The 21,031-nt window shown below is 73.1% G+C and carries 22 protein-coding genes and 3 pseudogenes; 12 read left to right on the plus strand and 13 right to left on the minus strand.

What is annotated here, in order from left to right; genetic code table 11:
* Nucleotides 1–3: 3 nt before the first annotated feature.
* Entirely contained in the window at nucleotides 4–330 is a 327-nt protein-coding gene (locus tag SLAV_RS05220) for an STAS domain-containing protein (protein WP_051841581.1), read from the minus strand.
* Nucleotides 331–593: 263 nt separating this feature from the next.
* Here SLAV_RS05220 and SLAV_RS05225 point away from each other — a divergent pair, with 263 nt between their 5' ends.
* A complete protein-coding gene (locus SLAV_RS05225) occupies nucleotides 594–1,361 on the plus strand; it encodes a response regulator (RefSeq protein WP_078950779.1) in 768 nt (255 codons plus the stop codon).
* On the opposite strand, the gene SLAV_RS05230 is transcribed toward SLAV_RS05225, so the two are convergent.
* The 4 genes and pseudogenes from SLAV_RS05230 to SLAV_RS05245 form a co-directional block, all read right to left on the minus strand.
* Nucleotides 1,340–2,575, minus strand: a complete 1,236-nt coding sequence (locus SLAV_RS05230) for a serine hydrolase domain-containing protein (protein WP_030242057.1) — start codon at nucleotides 2,573–2,575, stop codon at nucleotides 1,340–1,342. The genes SLAV_RS05225 and SLAV_RS05230 overlap by 22 nt on opposite strands.
* An 87-nt stretch (nucleotides 2,576–2,662) precedes the next feature.
* Complete coding sequence (locus tag SLAV_RS05235; RefSeq protein ID WP_030242060.1) at nucleotides 2,663–3,052, minus strand: DUF1048 domain-containing protein; 390 nt, start codon at nucleotides 3,050–3,052, stop codon at nucleotides 2,663–2,665.
* A 2-nt stretch (nucleotides 3,053–3,054) separates the two neighbouring features.
* On the minus strand, nucleotides 3,055–3,387 hold the full coding sequence (locus tag SLAV_RS05240) for a PadR family transcriptional regulator (protein ID WP_030242062.1): 333 nt from the start codon (nucleotides 3,385–3,387) through the stop codon (nucleotides 3,055–3,057).
* A 68-nt stretch (nucleotides 3,388–3,455) separates the two neighbouring features.
* Nucleotides 3,456–3,740, minus strand: a pseudogene (locus tag SLAV_RS05245) (hypothetical protein); the annotation flags it as partial.
* Between the two features lie 278 nt (nucleotides 3,741–4,018).
* On the opposite strand from SLAV_RS05245, the gene SLAV_RS05250 reads away from it, so the two are divergent.
* The 4 genes and pseudogenes from SLAV_RS05250 to SLAV_RS42210 all read left to right on the plus strand — a co-directional run.
* Entirely contained in the window at nucleotides 4,019–4,768 is a 750-nt protein-coding gene (locus SLAV_RS05250; protein WP_030242066.1) for a DUF4118 domain-containing protein, read from the plus strand.
* 70 nt (nucleotides 4,769–4,838) lie between these two features.
* Nucleotides 4,839–5,024: a hypothetical protein gene (locus SLAV_RS40885; protein ID WP_078950780.1), complete on the plus strand. Its 186-nt coding sequence runs from the start codon at nucleotides 4,839–4,841 to the stop codon at nucleotides 5,022–5,024.
* Nucleotides 5,021–5,110, plus strand: a complete 90-nt coding sequence (kdpF, locus tag SLAV_RS05255; RefSeq protein WP_037690508.1) for a K(+)-transporting ATPase subunit F — start codon at nucleotides 5,021–5,023, stop codon at nucleotides 5,108–5,110. Before SLAV_RS40885 ends, kdpF begins: the two co-directional genes overlap by 4 nt.
* Before the next feature lie 55 nt (nucleotides 5,111–5,165).
* Nucleotides 5,166–5,699 (plus strand): annotated as a pseudogene (locus tag SLAV_RS42210) (reductase); the annotation flags it as partial.
* A 114-nt stretch (nucleotides 5,700–5,813) separates the two neighbouring features.
* Here SLAV_RS42210 and eno read toward each other — a convergent pair.
* On the minus strand, nucleotides 5,814–7,121 hold the full coding sequence (gene eno, locus SLAV_RS05265; protein WP_030242344.1) for a phosphopyruvate hydratase: 1,308 nt from the start codon (nucleotides 7,119–7,121) through the stop codon (nucleotides 5,814–5,816).
* A 176-nt stretch (nucleotides 7,122–7,297) separates the two neighbouring features.
* Here eno and SLAV_RS05270 point away from each other — a divergent pair, with 176 nt between their 5' ends.
* The 5 genes from SLAV_RS05270 (at nucleotide 7,298) to SLAV_RS05285 (ending at nucleotide 12,270) form a co-directional block, all read left to right on the plus strand.
* Nucleotides 7,298–7,720: a MarR family winged helix-turn-helix transcriptional regulator gene (locus SLAV_RS05270; RefSeq protein ID WP_030242341.1), complete on the plus strand. Its 423-nt coding sequence runs from the start codon at nucleotides 7,298–7,300 to the stop codon at nucleotides 7,718–7,720.
* Between the two features lie 106 nt (nucleotides 7,721–7,826).
* Nucleotides 7,827–8,783, plus strand: coding sequence for an IS481 family transposase (locus tag SLAV_RS05275; RefSeq protein ID WP_100660791.1), 957 nt, complete (start codon nucleotides 7,827–7,829; stop codon nucleotides 8,781–8,783).
* A 213-nt stretch (nucleotides 8,784–8,996) separates the two neighbouring features.
* A complete protein-coding gene (locus SLAV_RS43600) occupies nucleotides 8,997–10,175 on the plus strand; it encodes a PAS domain-containing protein (RefSeq protein ID WP_360002443.1) in 1,179 nt (392 codons plus the stop codon).
* Nucleotides 10,091–11,077 (plus strand): PP2C family protein-serine/threonine phosphatase, encoded by a 987-nt coding sequence (locus tag SLAV_RS43605; RefSeq protein ID WP_425276236.1) that lies wholly within the window; start codon nucleotides 10,091–10,093, stop codon nucleotides 11,075–11,077. Before SLAV_RS43600 ends, SLAV_RS43605 begins: the two co-directional genes overlap by 85 nt.
* Before the next feature lie 59 nt (nucleotides 11,078–11,136).
* The gene (locus tag SLAV_RS05285; protein WP_030239547.1) at nucleotides 11,137–12,270 is read left to right on the plus strand and encodes an EstA family serine hydrolase; all 1,134 of its coding nucleotides are present in this window, start codon (nucleotides 11,137–11,139) and stop codon (nucleotides 12,268–12,270) included.
* A 102-nt stretch (nucleotides 12,271–12,372) separates the two neighbouring features.
* On the opposite strand, the gene SLAV_RS05290 is transcribed toward SLAV_RS05285, so the two are convergent.
* The 3 genes from SLAV_RS05290 to SLAV_RS05300 all read right to left on the minus strand — a co-directional run bounded on the left by SLAV_RS05290 (nucleotide 12,373) and on the right by SLAV_RS05300 (nucleotide 15,159).
* The gene (locus SLAV_RS05290) at nucleotides 12,373–12,978 is read right to left on the minus strand and encodes a CGNR zinc finger domain-containing protein (RefSeq protein WP_037688746.1); all 606 of its coding nucleotides are present in this window, start codon (nucleotides 12,976–12,978) and stop codon (nucleotides 12,373–12,375) included.
* A gap of 48 nt (nucleotides 12,979–13,026) precedes the next feature.
* A complete protein-coding gene (locus SLAV_RS05295) occupies nucleotides 13,027–14,289 on the minus strand; it encodes a cysteine desulfurase (protein ID WP_051841402.1) in 1,263 nt (420 codons plus the stop codon).
* A gap of 78 nt (nucleotides 14,290–14,367) precedes the next feature.
* Entirely contained in the window at nucleotides 14,368–15,159 is a 792-nt protein-coding gene (locus SLAV_RS05300) for an MFS transporter (protein WP_078950634.1), read from the minus strand.
* Between the two features lie 170 nt (nucleotides 15,160–15,329).
* On the opposite strand from SLAV_RS05300, the gene SLAV_RS05305 reads away from it, so the two are divergent.
* Nucleotides 15,330–16,016, plus strand: a complete 687-nt coding sequence (locus SLAV_RS05305; protein WP_030239534.1) for a TetR/AcrR family transcriptional regulator — start codon at nucleotides 15,330–15,332, stop codon at nucleotides 16,014–16,016.
* A 218-nt stretch (nucleotides 16,017–16,234) separates the two neighbouring features.
* On the opposite strand, the pseudogene SLAV_RS43610 reads toward SLAV_RS05305, so the two are convergent.
* Nucleotides 16,235–16,420 (minus strand): annotated as a pseudogene (locus tag SLAV_RS43610) (TubC N-terminal docking domain-related protein); the annotation flags it as partial.
* Between SLAV_RS43610 and SLAV_RS05315 the strand changes: the two are divergent.
* A complete protein-coding gene (locus SLAV_RS05315; protein ID WP_030239531.1) occupies nucleotides 16,415–17,863 on the plus strand; it encodes an MFS transporter in 1,449 nt (482 codons plus the stop codon). The pseudogene SLAV_RS43610 and the gene SLAV_RS05315 sit on opposite strands and share 6 nt — an antisense overlap.
* 79 nt (nucleotides 17,864–17,942) lie before the next feature.
* Here the strand turns inward: SLAV_RS05315 and SLAV_RS05320 are convergent, their stop codons facing one another.
* The 3 genes from SLAV_RS05320 to SLAV_RS05330 form a co-directional block, all read right to left on the minus strand.
* Complete coding sequence (locus tag SLAV_RS05320) at nucleotides 17,943–18,590, minus strand: alpha/beta hydrolase (RefSeq protein ID WP_051841401.1); 648 nt, start codon at nucleotides 18,588–18,590, stop codon at nucleotides 17,943–17,945.
* A gap of 2 nt (nucleotides 18,591–18,592) precedes the next feature.
* Nucleotides 18,593–19,234 carry a lysophospholipid acyltransferase family protein gene (locus tag SLAV_RS05325; protein WP_030239528.1) on the minus strand — a complete coding sequence of 214 codons (642 nt, stop codon included), beginning with the start codon at nucleotides 19,232–19,234 and terminating at the stop codon, nucleotides 18,593–18,595.
* A gap of 111 nt (nucleotides 19,235–19,345) precedes the next feature.
* Complete coding sequence (locus SLAV_RS05330) at nucleotides 19,346–21,007, minus strand: TROVE domain-containing protein (protein WP_078950637.1); 1,662 nt, start codon at nucleotides 21,005–21,007, stop codon at nucleotides 19,346–19,348.
* Nucleotides 21,008–21,031: the final 24 nt, after the last annotated feature.

Below are 21,031 nucleotides of genomic sequence, written 5' to 3' on the forward strand. Positions count from 1 at the left end.
TGATCACGAGACGACGAACTTCAGGCCGTGGTCGGCGGACAGCACCCGCATCGACTTGACCACCAGCGGTGGTACGTCGCACAGGAGGAGCCGCGTTCCCGCCACGCGGCAGTGGCGGTCGAGACGGGTCAGGAGGTCGATGCCCGCGCTGTCGCAGAAGGCGAGGCCGCACAGGTCCAGGACGATGTTCCGGTGGCCGGATCCGGCGAGTTCGCGCAGGCGCGGCCCCACTTGCCCGGCCGTGTAGAAGTCGAGTTCTCCGGCCAGGGCTATCCGCAGCCCGCGGTCGTCCCGGGCCACGGTCTTCAGGTCGATCAAGGCGGTCGTCATCGCGTCCTCCGCGCTGCGTGCGGCTCCGTGGAGCCGCGCTGTTCCCCGTGCGCCGTCAGTTCATCCGGTGCCACCCGCGCCCGGGAAGGCCCGGCAGGCCCTCGGACAGGGCCGAAGGTCCCTTTCGCGAGGCCCGTTGCGACGGTTCCCTCCGGAACCCCGCGTCCGATGAGGGCCGATCGGCCCTGTCCGGACGGCCCGTCCGGCGGGCAGGATGCGGGTGTCCGTGCGTCCAGGGCGAACCCAGGCGAAGGAGTCGCGTCATGACCGGCAGCGGTGCCCCCTCCCCCGCGGCGGAGCCCATCCGCGTCTTCCTGCTCGACGACCACGAGGTCGTACGCCGGGGAGTGCACGACCTGCTGGACGCCGAACCCGACCTGACGGTGGTCGGCGAAGCGGGCACGGCGGAACAGGCGCTGATCCGCATTCCGGCACTGCGTCCCCGGGTCGCGATCCTGGACGTCCGGCTCCAGGACGGCGACGGGGTGAGCGTGTGCCGCGAGCTGCGCTCGCAGATGCCCGGGCTCGCCTGCCTGATGCTCACCTCCTTCGACGACGAGGACGCGCTGCTGGACGCCGTGATGGCGGGTGCCTCCGGGTACGTCCTGAAGCAGATCACCGGCACCGACCTGGTGACCGCCGTGCGGACGGTGGCTTCGGGCCGGTCCATGCTCGACCCCGGGGCCACCACACGGCTGATGGCGCGCATGCGCGGGGAGGTCCCCGAGGAGGAGCGGGCCCCGGGGCTGCCCGGCTTCACGGACCGGGAGAAGGAGATCCTCCTCATGGTCAGCGAGGGGCTCACCAACCGGGAGATCGGCAAGCGGCTGTACCTCGCGGAGAAGACCGTCAAGAACATCATCTCGCGGCTGTTCATCAAGCTGGGGGTGGAACGGCGGGTCCAGGCCGCCGTGATCGCCAGCCACGCCCTGACCCCACCGGGCCGACACCCGGCCCCCGCCCGGGCCGCGGAGCAGGAGCGGCCCGCCGGGCAAGGGCGGCAGGCAGGTCAGTCGTCGATCGCCTGGTAGAGCGTGGTCCAGAAGTCGTGGATGGCCCGCGCCGAGTCCGGGGTGGACATCCCGGTCTGGGTGAGGAGGATGCCGACGAGCCGGTTGTGGGGGTCGGCGTAGGTCGTGGTGCCGGCTCCGCCGTCCCAGCCGAACTGGCCGACGGGCGCGTAGTCGCCCCGGTAGGTGCGCACCGTCATCCCGAAACCCCAGCCGCCGGTCTGTCCCTGACCGTGTGACAGGTGGACGACACTGCGCCCCCATGCCTGGAGGGCGGCCGTCTGCTCGGCCGGGAGGCGGTTGCCGGTCATCAGCTCGACGGCGGGCCGGGACAGGATCCGCTCGGTCCCGTGCATCCCGTGGTCGAGCAGCATCCGGAAGTAGGCGTGGTAGTCGTCGACGGTGGAGTCGAGTCCGCCGCCGCCCGACTGGAACGCCGGGGGCCGGCTGTGGTGTCCGCCTTCGGCCTCGTCCGCCACCTCGAACCCGCCGGTCTGCGGATCGGGGGCGTACAGGGGCGGCAGCCGGTCGATCTTGTCGGCGGGCACGTGGAACCCCGTGTCCTTCATCCCCAGCGGATCGAAGATGCGCTCGCGCAGGAACGCCTCGAACGACCGGCCGGTGACCCTGGCCACCAGCACCCCGAGCACGTCGTCGCTGACGTTGTACAGCCACCGCTCCCCGGGCTGGTACATCAGCGGAAGCGTGCCGAGGCGGCGCATCCACTCGTCCGGCTCCACTGCCGGGAGCATCCATCCGTTCTCGCCGTAGACCCGCTGCTCGAAGTAGGCGCTCATCATCGGGGAGCCCATCGCCGTCATGTCCAGCCCGAGCCCGCAGGTGGAGGTGAGCAGGTCCCGCACGGTGATCGGACGCCGCGCCGGTACGGTGTCCTCCAGCGGAGCGTCGGCCCGCTGGAGCACCCGCCGGTCGGCGAGCTCGGGCAGCCACGGGTCCACCGGGTCGTCGAGCCGCAGCCGGCACTCGTCCAGCAGGACCATGGTCGCGGCGACCGCGACCGGCTTGGTCGTCGAGGCCATCCGGAAGATGGTGTCCCGGCGCATCGGCGGGCCACCGTCATGACGCATCGTCCCGATCGCTTCGACGTGCGTTTCCTCGCCCCGGCCCACCAGGGCGACGAGCCCGGGAACCTTTCCGGACTCCACGTGCCGTCGCAGCACCTCGCGCAGTCTGCGCAGTCCTGCTCCGGAGAGGCCGTTGTTGCCGTTTCCCACCGTGAATCCCCCTGTTCGATGCTGCGAAACCGTCCCGGGTGGCCCGCACGGTGCGGGCCACCCCCGAGGACATGTGCCGTGTCGCCGTCAGACGGTCCCGTCCGCCCCTGCGGTGTCTTCGGCGGCGGCGCGCCCGATGTCGTCGGCGAGCCGCTTGCGCGCACGGGCGGGGACGTAGCCACCGTCCGAGTAGTTCTGGGCGAAGGTCTCGGCGAACTCCACCGGGTCCTCCCCGACGACCTCGCGGATCGGCGTCCCGTCCGCCACCGCCTGCTCGAACAGGTCGGCGAGATCTTCGAACATCGACGCATTGCTGTCGGCGTCGGTCGGCACGAAGTGCATGAGGTGCCGCTCGATCGCCCCGACCGCCGCGCGGTGGCCCTCCGGGAGCTCCTTGACGCGAGCCCTGTACGCCCTCCACCGCTTCTTGGGCCCGATCATCTTCGCGATGATCCCGCTCTTCTCGACTTCGGACACGGTCAGCCGCCCTCCCCTTCGCGGAGCTGTTCCAGTCGTTCCGCGAGGAAGCTCCACGTCCTCCAGAACTCTTCGAGGTATTCCCGCCCCTGAGCGTTGAGGGAGTGCACCTTGCGTGGCGGCCCCTTCTCCGAGGGGACCTTCTCCACGTCGACGAGACCGCGCTTCTCCATCCTGACGAGCAGCGCGTAGACGGTGCCTTCGGCGATGTCCGGGAAGCCCTGCTCCCTCAGACGTGCCGTGATCTCGTAGCCGTAGGCGGGCCTGCCGGCCAGGGAAGCGAGGATGATCCCCTCCAGCGTGCCCTTGAGCATCTCGGTCAGCAGCTTGGCCATGGAACACCTCCCCTTGAGCTATTGAGCGTCGTTGACTACTGGTACACAGTAACGCTGACTACCAGTACTCAGCAAGACGGATTAGTGAACCTCGACGAGTCCGACGGCGCGTCGGTGCAGTCGGTGGTGACGCGGAAGCGCAGGCGGCAGATCACCGCGTCGGCGTCCCGGCGTACCGCGTGGGCGGCCACCGAGCCGCGCTGGTTCTGCAGCATCCGCTGCCAGAGGCGTTCCGGTTCGGTCTCCGGGATCAGGACGGGCACCTGGGTGTCCGGCCGCCGCTCCGTCAGGCCGCGGACGTATCCCGACACGGGACGGCCCGGCGAGCGGGTCGGCGAGGGGAGTTCGACGATCCGATCGTAGGCACGGTGCACCTTCTCGAAGCCGAGGACGATTGGCGAGATCCATACGCCGTTGGCGCCACTGTTCACGCCCTCCATACGCCGGACCGGCCAGATCGTATGAGGTGCGTCAAGGCCTCGCCAGGGCCCGTGGCGCCGGGCCCGACCGGGGGCACCGTGGACATGGGCCCACCGGCCCGGCGGTGACCGCGCCGATCGGACCCGAGGGGGTCCGAGGGGGTCCGAGCGGGTCCGTTCCCGGGACCCCATGTCCGGACGGGAGGCTCCACATGTCCGGGTACCGGCTCCAGGAACGTGCCGCGCTGCTCGCGGCCCTCGTGGTTCCCTTCGCGGTGGCGCTCGCGCTCGTGCCCTTGCGTACAGACCTTTCGGCGTCGAACGCCGCGCTGGTCATGGTCGTGGCGGTGGTGGCCGTCGCCGCCCTGGGCACCCGCACCGCCGGGGCCTTGGCCGCGCTCTCCGCGGCGGCCTGGTTCGACTTCTTCCTCACCCCGCCCTACCGGCGCTTCGCCATCGCCGACCGCGCGGACGTCGAGACCGCCGTCCTCCTGCTGCTCGTCGGCCTGGCCGTCTCCCAGATGGCCCTCCGGGCCCGTCGGCTCCGTGCCGTGGCCGTCACCGGCTCCGGGCACCTGTCCCGCCTCCGGGTGGCCGCCCGCCTGGCCGAGGACGGTGGCTCGCCCGAGGCCGTGGTCGAGCACGTGCGCCGGGAACTCCTCGGGCTGCTGGACCTGCGCGGCTGCCGTTTCGAGTACGGCAGCCTGATGGGGCACCGCCCCCGCCTGGAGCACGACGCCGGGGTCTGGCTCCGCCACGGGGGCCGGATCGTCGAGTACGACAGCTGGCCGAACGGCGAGACCGAACTCCGCGTCGTGGGCGGCGGGCACCACTACGGCCGGTTCCTCCTCGACCCGCGTCCGGGTCCGCTGCCCCCGGAGGAGGCCCGGCTGGTCGCCGTCGCCCTCGCCGCCCAGGCCGGTGCGGCCCTGGACTCCACCGGGCTGGCCCGGAAGGCGTGAAGGCCGCACTTCGCGGAGCCCGCCGCGCGTCCCCGCGTATGGGGTGCGCCAAAGGAGCGCTTGCGCCCGTATGGACCCCGTCAAGGCGGCTCGGCGCGCAGGGCCACTCGCGGTTTGCTCGGTCTCGGCCACTCCGGCCGATTCCACCTCATCACTACACCAGGAGCTCACGGTGGCCGATCCGGCCTTCGTCGTCACCACGGTCGCGGTCTTCGCGCTGGTGGCCCTCATCGCCCGGGGGGTGACCAAGCTGTGAACGCCGAGAACATCGTCGGCCTCGTCGTGGCCGTCTCCCTGCTCGGATACCTCATCCTCGCCCTCGTGTACCCGGAGAGGTTCTGAGCACTGCCATGAGTCCCGTAACCGCTGGTGTGCTCCAGCTCCTCGCACCGACCGCGAGCTCGCCCACGAGGTCGGGGACGCCCTCGGCGTATGGCCGGACGGCGGCGGCATCCGCCTGGCCGAGGCCCTGCGGACGCGCTTCGACATCGCCCGCATCACCCCGGACCTGCTGAGGTTCGTCGTCGCCCGCACCGGAGACCAGGACCTCCAACGGCTGCTGCGCCCGGACACAAGGACGAGCCGGCCAAGTGGAGCCGGGGACGGCAGGCCGCCGACGTCATCGGCGCCTTCCCCGTCCGGGCCTGCGCCGCGGAGTGGACCGGAGTCCTCAAGCGACTCCGGCCCCGCCTCTACTCCATCTCCTCAAGCCCCCTCGCCCACCCCGGCGAGGTCCGCCCTGACCGGGTCCGCCGTCCGCTACGCCAACGACCTCGGCCGGGACCGCAAGGACGTCTGCTCCAGCTACCTCGCGGACTGCGCCGACGACGGGCCCTTCCAGGTGTTCGTGCAGCGCTCGCCCCACTTCCGGCCGCCCGCCGGACCGGCCACACCAATGATCATGGTCGGCCCGGGTACCGGGGCCGCACCGGCCCCGACTGGCTGGGCGCACTGCGGCATGGACAGGGAGTCGGGCGCCGCGTACGTGCGGCAGATGGCCGCCGACAGGCGCCACGTCCGCGACGTCTACCGACCGGCCCGCCGTTCAGGCCCGGCGCAGTGCGGAGCGGCCCGCGTAGCGTGCCGAGGCGCCCAGCTCCTCCTCGATCCGGATCAGCTGGTTGTACTTCGCCGTGCGGTCGGAGCGGGAGAGCGAGCCGGTCTTGATCTGACCGCAGCCGGTCGCCACCGCCAGGTCCGCGATGGTGGTGTCCTCCGTCTCGCCAGAGCGGTGCGACATGACGGCCGTCCAGCCCGCCCGGTGGGCCGTGCCGACCGCGGCGAGGGCCTCGGTCAGGGTGCCGATCTGGTTGACCTTGATCAGGATCGAGTTGCCCGCGCCGGTGCCGATGCCCTCGCGCAGCAGCTTCTCGTCGGTGCAGAAGAGGTCGTCGCCGGTGAGCTGGCAGCGGTCCCCGACCCGGGCGGTCAGCTCGCGCCAGCCGTCCCAGTCGTGCTCCGCCATCGGGTCCTCGATGGAGAGGATCGGGTAGGAGTCGATGAGCTTGGCCAGGTAGTCGGCGTTCTCGGAGGAGGTGCGGCGCACCCCCTCGCCCTGGTAGTCGTACACCCCGTCGCGGAAGAACTCCGACGACGCCGGGTCCATGATCAGGCCGATGTCCGTGCCGGGGCGGTAGCCGGTGCGCTCGATGGCGGCCATCACGAAGTCGAGCGCCTCCTCGGCGGTACGCAGCGCGGGTGCGAAGCCGCCCTCGTCGCCGACGCCCGTGGAGTGCCCGGCGGCCAGCAGGTCGCGGCGCAGGGTGTGGAAGACCTCGCTGCCCATCCGGACGGCTTCGGCGAAGGTGTCCGCGCCCACGGGAGCGATCATGAACTCCTGGAAGTCCAGCGGATTGTCGGCGTGGGCGCCGCCGTTGACGATGTTCATCATCGGCAGGGGCAGGAGGTTGGCGTCCTCGCCGCCGAGGTGGCGGTAGAGGGGCAGGCCGTGGGCCGCCGCGGCGGCCTTCGCGGCGGCGAGGGAGACGCCGAGGACCGCGTTGGCGCCGAGCCGGGACTTGGTGGCGGTGCCGTCGAGGGCGACGAGCGCGGCGTCGAGGCCCGCCTGGTCCGCGGCGTCCCGGCCGCGGACCGAGGCCGCGATCTCCCCGTTGACGTGCGCCACCGCGCGGTCGACGCCCTTGCCGTGCCAGCGCGCGGGATCTCCGTCGCGCAGTTCGACGGCCTCCCGGGCTCCGGTGGAGGCGCCGGAGGGAACGGCCGCGCGCCCCAGGGAGCCGTCCGTCAGGACGACGTCGACCTCGACCGTGGGGTTGCCCCGGCTGTCGATGATCCGGCGGGCGGTGACGGTCTCGATGGCGGCGTCGGCGGTTCCGGCTGCATTCGTGGACATGGGAGGCCCTTCCCGTTCGTCGTGTGCCGTGGCCCCGGCTGCGACAGCGCTGGCGCTGGGCCCGACACGACAAACCCTACAGCAATGCTGTTCAGTTTTGCTGCGCAGCATTGCTGTGCAGTATTGCTGCGCAGGTCAGCTGGGCAACGTGGCAGGCCAGCGGGGTAAAGTGCCCTATGCCCACCTCGGAAGCCGCCGCCATCGCCGCAGAACTGCGCACCGCGATGGGCAAGCTCACCCGACGCGTCAAGCACGAGGACCGCATCCCGCTGGGCCAGGCCGCCGTACTCGGCGCCCTCGACCGCAACGGCGCCATGACCACCAGCGACCTCGCCGCCGACCAGCGCGTGCGCCCCCAGTCCATGGCCCGGTCGGTGGGGCTGCTCATGGAGCAGAACCTGATCACGCGCCGGGCGCACCCCACGGACGGCCGCAAGTCACTGGTCGAGCTGTCGGACGCGGGCCGGACCGCGCTCGAAGCGGAGCGCGGCCGCAGGGCTGGGTGGCTCGCCCAGGCGATCGAGGCCGAACTCACGGACGAGGAGCGGGAGTTGCTGGCCCGCAGCGCCGCCCTGCTGGAGCGGCTCGCCACGCGCTAGCTGTATTGATCACGAGCGTTGTTGACACTCGGTGGGTCTTGAACATGACGAAGACCTCCGGTGTGGTGGGAGCTGTCTAGGAACCCATTGCACAACGGAGGTCTTCGTGTCCCACCGTAATGCCCGGCTGACCGTCTTCGGTAGGCGCCTGCTGGTCGAGCGGGTCGCTTCGGGCCGCCCGGTCGCGCACGTGGCCGCCGAGATGGGCATATCTCGGGCCACCGCACACAAGTGGGTGCGCCGGTGGCGGGACAACGGCCCGGCCGGGTTGCACGACCGCTCCAGCCGACCTCGCACGACCCCGCACCGGACCTCGGCCGAGGTCGAAGCGAGGGTCTGCGACCTGCGGCGGGCCCGCAAGCTGGGCCCCGCCCGGATCGGCCCGGTCCTTGGCCTGCCCGCCTCGACCGTCCACCGAATCCTGACCCGGCACGGTCTGAACCGGCTCTCGTTCATGGACCGTCCCACCGGCACCCTGATCCGCCGCTACGAACGCGAGAAGCCCGGCGAGCTGATCCATGTCGATGTGAAGAAGCTCGGCCGGATCCCCGACGGCGGCGGCCACAAGGCCCTGGGCCGGCAGGCCGGCCGTGCCACCCGCAACGGGATGGGCTTCGACTACGTCCATTCCGCGGTCGACGACCACTCCCGCCTGGCCTACAGCGAGATCCACCCCGACGAGAAGGTCGCGACCTGCGCGGGGTTCCTCACCCGCGCGGCCGCGTTCTTCCACCACCACGGCATCACCCGCATCGAACGGGTCCTGACCGACAACGCCTGGGCCTACCGCAAGGGCCTGGCCTGGAAAACCGTCCTGGCCCACCTCGGCGCGAGCGGCAAACTCACCCGCGCCTACCGGCCCCAGACCAACGGCAAAGTCGAACGCTTCAACCGCACCCTGCTCGACGAATGGGCCTACCTGCGGCCCTACACCTCAAACGACGAGCGGACAGCAGCCCTGGCAGACTTCCTCCACACCTACAACCACCACCGCTGCCACACCGCCCTGGGCGGACACCCGCCCATCAGCCGCGTAAACAACCCTGCGGGTCAATACAGCTAGCGCCGCCGCCCGAAGGTTGCGGCCCGGGTCGGGGCGCTCCGGATGCCGAGGGTGGCGAGGGCCGCCGCCGTCACCTCGGTGGCGGTCCGCCGCCGGGGCCTGCCGCCCGGACCGGGCGGGAGGAGGATGGGATGAGGGCCGCGGGGCGCGCAGCGGAAGGGATCACCAGGTCCCCCGCCCGCCGCGGCGGGTGAAGGAGGTCCGGTCGTGGTCATGTCCGGGACGTTCCGGGCCGAGCCCAGCCCAGTGAAGGTGGTTCCCTCCGAGCCGGGCGGTCTGCTGGACGTTCTGAGCGTGGCCGCGGTGGTTCTGGACGTCGAGGGGCGGATCACGTTGTGGAGCCCCCAGGCGCAGGAGCTCTTCGGCTGGTCGGCCGAGGAGGCGCTCGGCAGCCGCGCGGCCGGACTGCTGGTCGCCGAGGAGTACGTCGACCTGGTCCTGGAGCTGTTCGCCAAGGTCATGGCCGGTGGCGGCGCCTGGGCGGGTGTCTTCCCCGTGCGCCGCAAGGACGGCTCCACGCGACTGGTGGAGTTCCGCAACATGCGGCTGCAGGACGAGCACGGCGGGGTGTACGCCCTGGGGATCGCCTGCGACGAGGCCGTGCTGCGCGACGTCGAGCGCGACCTGGCCCTGTCGGTGCCCCTGGTGGCGCAGTCCCCGCTGGGGCTGGCGGTGCTGGACCGCGACCTGCGCTACGTCCTGGTCAACCCGACCCTGGAACGGATCAACGGCCTGCCCGCCGCGGAGCATCTGGGCCGTACGCCCGGTGAGGCCCTGCCGTTCCTGGACACGGAGGTGATCGAAGCCGCCATGCGCCGGGTCCTGGACACCGGCGTACCGCTGCTGGACCAGTACGGCATCGGCCGCACCCCCGCCGATCCGGACCGGGAGCACGCCTGGTCGGGCTCGTACTACCGGCTGGAGGACCCGCGCGGGCGGGTGATCGGTGTCGCGCTCGTGGTCGTGGACGTCACCGACAGCTACCGCGCGGCCCAGGAGGCCGCCGAGGCCCGCAGACGCCTCGACCTCATCGCCCGGGCGTCGGTGACCATCGGGACCACGCTGGACCTGGAGCGCACGGCCCGCGAACTCGCCCGCCTCGTCGTCGCCGACCTGGCCGACTTCGCCTCGGTCGACGTCCTCGACTCCGTCCTGGAGGGCAGCGTGGCCACGGCACCCGGCCCTCGGACGGGGCAGGCGCTCTTCATGGCCCTGGCCGTGGCGGCGGCCCACGGGACGGCCGTCGTCCGTGCCGCCGACCCGGTGGGCGAGCGCATCACGTATCCGGCCGAGCGCCTGGTCACCCGCTGCGTGCAGACCGGGCGTCCCGTCCTGGTACCGCACGTCACCGACGCGGACCTGGCCCGGATCGCACGCTGGCCGTACCGCTGACCGCCCGCGGGCAGGTCCTCGGCGCCCTCGGCCTGCTGCGCATCCGCAATCCGCTCCCCTTCGACCACGACGACGTCACCCTGGCGGGCGAGCTGGCCACCCGCGCCGCCGTCGCCATCGACAACGCCCGCTGGTACCAGCACGCCACCGACACCGCCCTGACGCTCCAGCGCCACCTCCTCCCCCATCCCCCGCCCCGGTCCGCCGGCCTGGAGATCGCCTACCGGTACCAGCCCGCGGCGGCGGCCAGTGCGATCGGCGGCGACTGGTTCGACGCGATCCCCCAGCCCGGGGACCGGACCGCCCTCGTGGTCGGCGACGTCATGGGACACGGTGTCCACGCGGCCGCGACGATGGGACAGCTGCGCATGGCCACCCGCACCCTGGCGGACCTCGGCCTCGAACCGGCCCGGGTCCTGCGCCACCTCGACCACATCACGGCCGAACTGGACGGGACCATCGCGACCTGCGTCTACGCCACCTGGGACCCGCACCGCTCCCGCTGCCGCGTCGCCCTCGCCGGTCATCCGCCGCCCATCGTCATCCGCTCGGGGCGGGCCCCCGAACTGCTCTCCCTCCCCGCCGGCGTGCCGCTCGGCACGGGAGGCCTCGGCGGCACGCGCTTCGAGAACACCTTCCTCGACCTGTTCCCCGGGGACCGGCTGGTGCTGTACACCGACGGCCTCGTCGAAACCCGCGACGACGCCCTGGACGACCGCCTCGGCCTCCTCCTCAGCCTCCTCGCCGAACCCGGCCTCTCCCCGGAGGCCGCCTGCGACCGGCTGCTGACCGCCCTGCGCCACCCCGACGCGGCCGACGACGTGGCCCTCGTCATCGCCCGGGTACGCCCCCACCCGCCCACCATCGCGGCCGGACCGGGGAAACACGGGGAAGGGGAATAGGGGCCCGGGGCGGCGGGTTCGCGGGACTGCAAGATCAACACGGTGGTTCGGGAGGGGTCATGACGGTCCACGGCACGGTGGTCGCCGGTTTCGAAGGGGTACGGGAGGAGTTCGCCGCCTTCCTCGCGGCCGAGGAGCACCCGCCCGGCGCACAGCTGGCGGTGTACCGGGGCGGCGAACAGGTGGTGGACCTGTGGTCGCAGGGGGTGGACGCCGAGTCCCTGATCGGCGTCTTCTCCTCCACCAAGGGCGCGGCGTACCTGGTGGCGGCGCTGCTGGTGCAGGACGGCCTCCTGGACCTGGACCGGAACGTCGCCTCGTACTGGCCGGACTTCGCCGCGGAGGGCAAGGGCGGGATCACGCTGCGCGAGTTGCTGGCCCACCGGGCCGGGGTGATCGGCCTGGACGCCGGGTTCACCGCGCGGGAGCTGGCCGACGACCGGGCGATCGCGGCCCGCCTCGCGGGGCAGCGCCCGTTCTGGCAGCCGGGCCGGTTCTTCGGCTACCACGCCCTCGTGATCGGCGCCCTGGTCGGCGAGGTGGTGTTCCGGGCCACCGGGCGCACCCTGCACGCCTGGTACGAGGAGCGGGTCCGCGCTCCGTACGGGCTCGATCTGTGGCTGGGACTGCCGGAGTCCGAGGAGCCGCGCTTCCTGAGCACGCTTCCGATGCTGCCGACGCCGCAGCAGGCCGCCGAGATCGAGGCGGCCACCGCGAGCCGGTACAGCATGGTGGGGATCGCCTTCAACGAACACGCCCCCGGCAACGTCGAGTTGTACGACTTCCCCAACTCGCGTGCCGTGCGCGCCGGAGGCCAGGCGTCGGCGGGCGGGCTCGGCTCGGCGCGCGGCCTGGCGGGCATGTACGCAGCCGCCGCCTTCGGCCTGGGCGGGCGGGGGCCGCTGCTGAAGCCGGACACGGCCGCCGAGTTCGCCCGGATCCACTCCGAGGGCAACGACCTCGTGGGCGGCGCCCCGAAGGCGTTCGGCCTCGGCTTCCAGAGCTACGGCTCCCGCTTCCCCGCCCTCGGCGCGGGCGCCTTCGGCCACAGCGGCGCCGCGGGTTCGCTCGGCTTCGCCGACCCCCGGCAGGGCTTCGCGTACGGCTACACCCGCCGCCGGTTCGCCTTCCCGGGCGGCGCGGCCCCGGAGAACGAGCGCCTGCTGTCGTCGGTCGTCCGCGCGCTCGGCTGACGCGACCACGGCCCGGCAGGGCCACGGGCGGGGCACGGTCACGGAATCCGGGCCGCGCCCCGTTCCCGTCCGCCCGGCCCGCCCGGTCCGCCCGGTCCGCCGCTACCGCGTCGCGCGGGTGGCGGGGCGGGCGTGGCCGGCGTAGTGCCGGGCGGCACGGACCCGGTTGCCGCAGCGGTCCGAGCACCACCGGCGCGAGGCGTGGGCGCGGATGAACAGCCGGGTGCAGCCGCGGGCGCCGCACGCCGAGAGCTTGGCGCCCTCCCGCCCCGTCAGCAGCTCCGCGCCTTCCTCGGCCAGCCGGGCGAGGGCCGCGTCCACGGCCCCGCCCGCACGATGACGCAGGGTCAGTTCCGGCCCGCCCTCGGTCCAGGTGAGCTCCCGTACGGCCGGTGCCGCCGCCAGGGCCCGGTTGAGCTGCCCCAGCGCCTCCTCGGCCGGCGGCTCGCCCTCACCGTGCGCGCTGAAGATCGCCCTCAGGGTGTCGCGCAGGGCGCGCACGCGCCGCACTCCGTCCTCGTCCACGGATGCCCGGTCGGCGATCAGGCCGCGCTCGCGCAGCCATCCGTGCGCGGCGGCGGCGTCGGGCAGACCCTCGTACGGGCCGCCCGGCAGTGCGAAAGCGGTGTTGACCAGGGCGAGCGAGGCGTACTGCTGCTCGCCGGGGGCCGGTCCCTGCGGCGAGGCAAGGCGTTCCACAGCATCCATGCCGCTAACGGTAGCAGTTGAGATTTCCCGTTATCCTACGGCCGGGCGTCAGGCGAAGTACTTCTGGGCCGCCCGTACTCCGCGCGCCAGGGCCTCCACCTCTTCGGCGGTGTTGTAGACGTAGAAGCTCGCGCGGGTGGTCGCGGGAACCCCGTACCGCCGCATGAGCGGACGGGCGCAGTGGTGGCCCACCCGGACGGCCACCCCCTGGTCGTCCAGCACCTGGCCGACGTCGTGCGGGTGGATGCCGTCCACCGTGAACGCCACCGTGGAACCGCGGTCTTCGGTCCCGGACGGTCCGATGATCCCGACCCCGGGGATCTCGGACAGCAGGTCGAGCGCCAGCGCCGTCAGCTCGTCCTCGTGCAGCTTCACCCGGTCCATGCCGAGCCCTTCGAGGTACCGGACGGCCGCGCCCAGTCCGACGGCCTGCGCGGTCATCGGCACACCGGCCTCGAACCGCTGGGGCGGCGGGAGGTAGGTGGACCGGTCCATGGTGACGATCTCGATCATCGAACCGCCCGTCAGGAAGGGCGGGAGTTCGCCGAGGAGTTCGTAGCGGCCCCACAGGACCCCGATCCCGCCGGGCGCGAGCATCTTGTGCCCGGAGAAGACGAGGAAGTCGGCGCCGAGTTCCGCCACGTCGACCGGGCGGTGGGGCACCGACTGGGCCGCGTCGACCAGTACCCGTGCGCCCACCCGGTGGGCCCGGTCGGCGATCGCCCGGACCGGGTTGACGGTTCCCAGCACGTTCGACTGGTGGGTGAGCGCGACCATCACGGTGTTCTCCGTGATCAGTTCGTCGATCCCCGAGAGGTCCAGCCGTCCGTCGTCGGTCAGCGGGAACCACTCCAGTGTCGCGCCGGTCCGCCGGGCCAGTTCCTGCCACGGGACGAGATTGGCGTGGTGTTCCATCTCGGTCACCACGATCTTGTCGCCCGCCCCGATCCCCCCGCCGTTCCCCAGGGCGTACGCCACGAGGTTGATGCCCTCGGTGGCGTTCTTGGTGAAGACGACCTCGTCCTGCCGGGCGCCGATGAAGGCGGCGACGGCCACCCGGGCGTCCTCGTACGCCTCGGTGGCCTCCTCGGCCAGCTGATGGGCTCCGCGGTGCACCGCCGCGTTGTGGTTCAGGTAGAAGTCCCTCTCGGCGTCCAGGACTTGGAGGGGCTTCTGGGTGGTGGCCGCCGAATCCAGGTAGATCAGCGGCGCCCCGCTGCGCAGGACCCGCCGGAGGATCGGGAAGTCCGCCCGGATCTTTCCGGTGTCGAGCCGCGAGGCCCCTGTTCCTGCCCCTGCCGACGTGCTCACGCGCGTACCCCTTCCTGCGACCCTGCGACGATTTCTAACGACCATATCGGAATTAGCCGTTAGAACATAGAGGGAAGCTCACCGGTCGGGCAGCGGCGGGGCGGTCCGTGAGAGGACCCCGCGCAGCAGCAGCGCCGCCACGCCGGTGAGGACCAGCGGCACGCACAGGACGAACAGGATCCGTGGGATCTCCCATCCGGCGCCGATCATGATTCCGCCGAACAGGCCGCTGACGAGGGTGCCGATGCGGCCGATCCCGCTCATCCATCCCATGCCCGTGGCCCGCAGCGTCGCCGGGTAGGCCAGGGCGCCGACCGCCTGGAGCGAACCCATGGAACCGCCCAGACACACCCCGAGAAGGCAGACCAGGGCCGAGAGTCCGGCGTATCCCGTGCCCGCGACCGCGGCGGCACAGACGGCGAGGCCGCTGAGCACCGACGCCAGGGCGAGGAAGCGGAAGCGGTCGCACCTTCCGAGACAGAACGACGCCAGGAGCTGTCCGCACAGGGTCCCCGCGCCGAACAGCGCGACGACGACCCCGGTGCGGGCCGCCGTTTCGCCACCCTGTCGCCCGAAACCTTCCCCCGTGCGACCGCGCTCGCGGACCGCTGGCCTCCTGTCTGCTCGGCAAGCGCCAAGCGATCGATCTCCCCGTATCAGGTGATCCGTGGCACGCTTGACGGGCTGACACTTCAGGGGACCCTGGTGCGGCGGAGCGCGCTGCTGCACTGCACCGACGTGACCGGCCCGGTCGGGGTGGTCGCCTCCATCACCGCGCACGAGGTCACGGGGGGCCGGGTCCCGTCCGGTGTCCACGTCATGGCCGCTACGCTGCCGCCGAGGGCCACCGCCGACCGGATCGTGCGTCACCTTCCGCGGACGACGGCGCGTATGACGGAGGTCCCGACCGGCGAACCGGGCACGATGACGCCGACGTCACCACCGGTGTCCGGTGCCCGGGACGAGGCCGTCGGCCGTCAGCGGGGTCCGGCGGCCAACGCCCGAACCGCACCCGGCACGAGCAACAGGAAGACAGAGGGATGACGCCCCAGACCCGACGCACCGGCAGGACCGGCCGCCCACCCCGCCTATCCCAGGAGGCCATCCTCACGGCGGCCCAGCACGTTCTGGACGAGGAGGGGCCGGAGCACCTGTCGATGCGCCGACTGGCACAGGAGCTGTCCAGCACGGCAATGGCGCTCTACCATCACGTGCGCGACAAGGACGAGCTGCTGCTCCTCCTGCTCGAACGCCACGCCCAGCGCTTCGCGCGCCCCGAACTGCCCACCGATCCTCGTGACCGGCTGATCGCGGCGAGCCGGGCCCTGCACGACATCCTCGCCGAGTGTCCGTGGATCGTGGAGGTCCTCGTCTCCGACGACCTGATGGCCGTCTCCGCCCTGTGGATCGTGGAGAACATGATCGACGCCGGGATCGAATGCGGACTCAGCCCGGAGGAGGCCGTCTACGCCTACCGCGTCATCTGGTACTACACCGCGGGCGAGCTCACCGTCCGGGTGAGCCGCGAGCGGCACCACGCAGGCCTGAAGCGGCCACCGCACCGCGACAAGGCCTTCGCCACGCTCGAACCAGAGGAGTTCCCCCGGCTCGCCGCACTCGCCGGCCAATGGGACGAGATCACCACCCGGGACACCCACCACGAGGGCCTGGTCGCCATCGTCGACGGGCTGCTGTCGCGGACCGGCACGGCGCGGCGGGCGAGATGACGCTGGGCCCGTACCACCGACGCGGACATCGGTGGTACGGGCCCACGGCCCCGGGTTCGGGCACCTTGTAGGCGGCGGCCCCCCGGCCCCGGAAGGCCGCCTGTACGTCCCGCAGGGTCGGCGGGTGCGCGCCGCCCCTGGGTACGACACAGGCGCAGGTCCGTTCTCCCACCGAGCAGATACTCTCCACCTCCAGCACCGCATCTTCTCAGCGTCTCCAGCCGGTCCGGCGTCATCACCCCCTGGGGGGCGCGGTATCGGAGCTTGCCCTCCTCCTCGTACAGCGCCACTCCGGCCGCATTCAGTTCTGGACGCCGGCCCCGGGCCCCGGGCCTTTCCCGGCCCGCCCCATCCCCCCGGTGTCGACAACGGACGACCCCAGGGGCTACTTTCCTTACATGTATAAAAACTTACGAGGGCGCCCTGGCGCGGTCCTGGCCGCAGCAGTCGTCGCCCAGTTCGTCTTCGCCCTGGACATGTCCGTGGTCAACGTCGCGCTCCCCGCGATCCGCACCGCGCTGGGCTTCACACCGCTCGACCTGTCGTGGGTCGTGCACGTCTACGCGCTCACGTTCGGCGGCCTCCTGCTGCTGGGCGGCCGCGCCTGCGACCTGTACGGCCAGCGCCGGCTGTTCGTGCTGGGGCTGGCGGTCTTCGGTGTGTGCTCGCTGGCGGGCGGCCTGGCACAGGTCCCCTGGCAACTGATCGCCGCCCGCGCCGGGCAGGGCCTGGGCGCCGCCGCGGCCGCGCCGGCCGCACTGGCGATGCTCACCACCACCTTCCCCGAGGGCCCGCGGCGCGTCCGCGCGCTCGGGGTGTGGAGCGCCGTCAACGCCGCGGGAGGCGCCCTGGGCGTGCTGGCGGGTGGGCTGCTGACGGAGTACGCGGGCTGGCGCTGGGTCATGCTGATCAACCTCCCGATCGTCGCGGCGGCTCTCGCGCTGGTCCCCGCCGTCGTGCCCGCCGCGGCACGGCCCGCCCGGCGCGAGCGGCTGGACGCACTCGGCGCGGTCCTCGCGACCGGCGGGACCGCTCTGCTGGTGTTCGGTGTCGTCCGCACCGACACCCACGGCTGGAGCTCCCCGGCCACGCTGACGACCCTCGCCGCCGCGATCGCGCTGCTGGTCGCCTTCGTCTTCGCCGAGTCCAGGACCTCCAGCCCGCTCCTGCGCCTCGGTCTGCTCCGCAGCCGCTGGGTCGCCGGCGCCAACGTGCTGGTGTTCCTGGCCGCGGCCGGGCAGTTCGCGGCGTTCTACTTCGTCTCCCTGTACCTCCAGCAGGTCCTGGGCATGGGCGCCGCAGCGACCGGCGCCGCGTTCCTGCCCTTCTCCGCGGGCCTGGTCGCCGGCACGGTCGTCGCGACCCGTGTCATCGGCGACCGCAACCCCCGCACGTCCCTGGTGCCCGGCGCCCTGCTGGCCGCCGCGGGCCTCACCTGGTTCGCCTTCATCAGCCCCGACGGCGGCTTCCTCACCGATGTGCTGGGCCCGTCCGTCATCACCAGCGTCGGCGCCGGAATGGTCCTGGCCCCGGTGGCCGCGGCCGCGACCACCGGAGTCACCCGGCGCGAGGCCGGCATGGCCTCCGGCTTCATGAACAGCTCCCGCCAACTCGGCGGCTGTGTCGGCCTGGCCGCCCTCGCCACCATCGCCGCACACCGCACCGGCGCGGCCACCGATCCCGCCGCGCTCAACGACGGCTACGCCCTGGGCCTGGCCGTCACCGCCGCCCTCTTCGTCATCGCGGCGGCCGTGGCGGTCGTCGTGCTGCCCCGGCGCCGGGCCGCCCTTCCCGTCCCGCAGCCGACCACGGCCGCGGAGAACCAGATGGAAGGAACTTCGTCCTGACGGGACGCCACCGCCGCACCGCCTGACCGACGGCATCCGCCTCGGCTCCCGCCCCACCCCCGGCCGCGCCGAGGAGACGTCAAAGGCCGGGAGCGGTGACCGCTCCCGGCCCGTTCTCTTCGGCCATTGCCGTTCGGCGCGCCCGAGGCCGCAGACGGTCAGCTCCGCCGGAAGCCGGCCGGTCCGTGAATCCGGGGTGGCCCATGCCGGTGACGGTCGGCCAGCGCTTCCAGCAGTCCATCCGCGGCCAGGCGTCGGCCCAGCTGGTGTCCTCCGGGTCCGGCGGCAGCAGCGCCGGATCGCCGTCGAGCGGCAGGAAGGGCCGGCCGCCGAGACCGGCCTCGGGCAGCGGGACGAAGAAGGTGCCGTCCATGTTCACTCCGGCGGCCACCCGGGGGTCGGCGGCCATGGCCGTGGCCGCCGAGGCACCGCCGATGGAGTGCCCGGCCATGCCGATGTGCCGGGCGTCGGTCAGCCGGGAGTGGCGCCGGGCGGGGCGGTCACCCGTGAGCCGGTCCAGCAGGAACGTCACGTCGCGCGCCCGGGCGTCGGACACGCGGTTCAGCGACCGGTCGGGGAACACCTGCTCGCACGCCTTGCAGCCGAGCACCCGGCCGCCGGGGAAGGTGGTGCCGTCGGACTCCGGGTTCACCCCGCCCCGCTCCTCGCTCACCGCGCGCGCCGAGGACCTGACCTCCGGGGCTGCGTCGTCGCCGCGCTCCACCACGCCTACGACAGGCCGGCGGCCGCCGCGCGCCAGGCTTCGGTGACGGCGGCGTGCGCCTGGAGGGTGCGGGCGGCGGTGTCTCCGGTCAGCTCCAGCGGGCGGCCGACGTGGACGCACAGCCGCGGTCGCCGCAGCGGGGCCGTGACGAGGCCGGCGACCTGCTTGGCGACACCGCCGGAGGTGATGCGTCTGGCCCCCGCCTGTCCGACGGGGACGACGGGCGCCCCGGTCCTCGCGACGAGCCGGGCGAGCCCGCTGCGGAAGGCCCGCGGCTCGGCCTCGGCGGCGTCACGCCGCGAGGGGATGCCGCCCTCGGCGTACATGAGCACGGAACGCCCCGCGGCCAGCGCCGACTCGGCGCGGTCGATGGCCTCGGCGGCCCGCCGGTCCCCCCGGTGGACGGGGATGTGCCCCTCACGGACGAGCAGCCGTCCCAGGACCGGGGCGCGCCACAGCCCGGCGGCGGCCATGACGACGGGCTCGACCCCGCAGCGGCGCAGGGCGGCGAGCACCACGGCGGGATCGGCGAGGGAGGTGTGGTTGGCGACGATGACGCTGCCGGACGGCACGTGGGCGTCGGGCGCCACGGTGACGCGGATGCGCCCCAGGGCGGGGGCCAGGGCCTGGGCGAGGCGGCTGAGCATGGCGTTCTTCCGATCGTGACGGCGGCGACGGGGCCGCCGGGACTGCCCCCAGGGTCGCCCGCGCCGCACCCGGACCGCCTGAGTACCCCTACTCAGACCCACCGGGCCGCGCTACCCATCCGCGGACACCTCCGCGCAGCCGGTGGCCGTCGCGGCGGCCGTCGCTCCGGAGGGTGCGGGGTCCCAGGGCCAGGCGGACTCCCGGCCCGCCTCGATGAGGCCGACCATCCGGAACGCGGCGTCCGTGAGGCCGCCGAAGGTGTACCGGTGGGGACCCGTGGGGCCGTGGGCCGGCCGGTACCCCGCGAGGTTCCAGGTGTACACGGGGACGTCGGCCGGGACCGGTTCGGCCGGTCCGTGGTGGCCGTCGGGGGCGGTCTGCTCGTCGGTGACGATCAGGACCCGGTCGTGCTCCCGGTAGTGCGTGCGCACGGCCTTGGCGGTGTGGGTGCCCCCAAGGCTGCGGAACCGTTCCAGCACCTCCAGCACCGGCTCGTCCGGCGCGAACGGCACCTCGCGGCTGCTCCAGCCGAACTGCACCAGGTCCGCCTGCTCGGCGCGCAGGGCGAGCGCGGTTCCGAAGACGGCCGCGGCGTCCGCCCGGGTCAGCCGGGACCGCTCGGAGACGGTGTCCCAGAACATGGAGTCGGACCGGTCCACCAGGATCAGCGTCCGGCCCGGCAGGGCCGGGACGTTGGCCAGGGAGTGGCCCAGGGCGCCTTCCAGCGCGGCCGTCCAGCGCGGCGACGGCGCGTGCCGGTGGGCGGCGAGGTAGCGGAAGGGGAACTGCCGGGAGCGGGCGACCTCGGCGGGGTCCGAGAGACGCCCGGCGACCCGGGCCGCGACCTCGTCCGGGACTCCCGCCCCGTCGAGGTTGCGGAGGTTCCGCAGGAGCGCCATGGGGCCCATCGACGGGATCACCGCCTCCCAGACGGCGGCGTCCATCGGGCCGTGGAGCCAGCCCGCCACGGCCTCCCACGTCATCCCCGCGGCGGCGAGCCGCTCGGCGCCGCCCGGGCCGGTCACCAGCGCCCGCCGCTCGTCCGGAGCCGACTCCATCAGCGCCCGGTGTGCGGCGAGCAGTTGGTCGGAAGCCGGCGCGAGGGCGCGCTCGGGGTGGTGGCGGCGGTCCAGGGCGTACCGGAAGAGCGGGCCCTGCCAGGGCTTCTCCGGGTCGGGCGAGGCGTGCACCAGGTTGAGGACGTCGCCGAAGCGGAACCCCTTCGACGCGGTGTCGTACTTGAGCAGGGAGCGGGAGGTGTAGAGCCGGCGCACGGCGTCGGCGATGCCCCGCTTCACGGGCTGCGGCACGTTGCGCCCGTACTCCGAGGTCCAGTGGGCGAGCAGTTCCCCGGGTTCGTCGGCGCGCTGGAGCACCGAGTCGATCACGGAGCGGTTGGACGGGCCCTCGGTGGCCCCGGCCTCCAGCCGGGCCCGTACGTACGCGGCCGCGCCCACCAGGGACGCCGTCCGCATGTTTCCCTCGGCGCGGAGCCACCGCAGCAGGCCGGCCGTCCACCCGGGGTCCCGGACCGCGAGGTCGCGGACGAGGCGGGTGTAGCGGTCGTCCCGGTCCTGGCCGCTCTCGTAGAAGGTCCGCTGGGAGACGAGGTTGCCGACCGCGAGGAGGTAGAGCTCCTCGCGGGGTTCGCGGACGAACCCGTGGCCGCCCTCGTGGGTGCGCAGGCGCCGGGCGGGCCGGTGGTGGGTCAGGGGCGCGGGCGGCGCGGGCCGGGCACGGGCGGCCGCAGCGATGTGCGGCGCCACGAGCATCTCGGACCAGGTCTTGGACACGCG

The organism is Streptomyces lavendulae subsp. lavendulae (assembly GCF_002803845.1).
Lineage (GTDB): Bacteria > Actinomycetota > Actinomycetes > Streptomycetales > Streptomycetaceae > Streptomyces > Streptomyces lavendulae.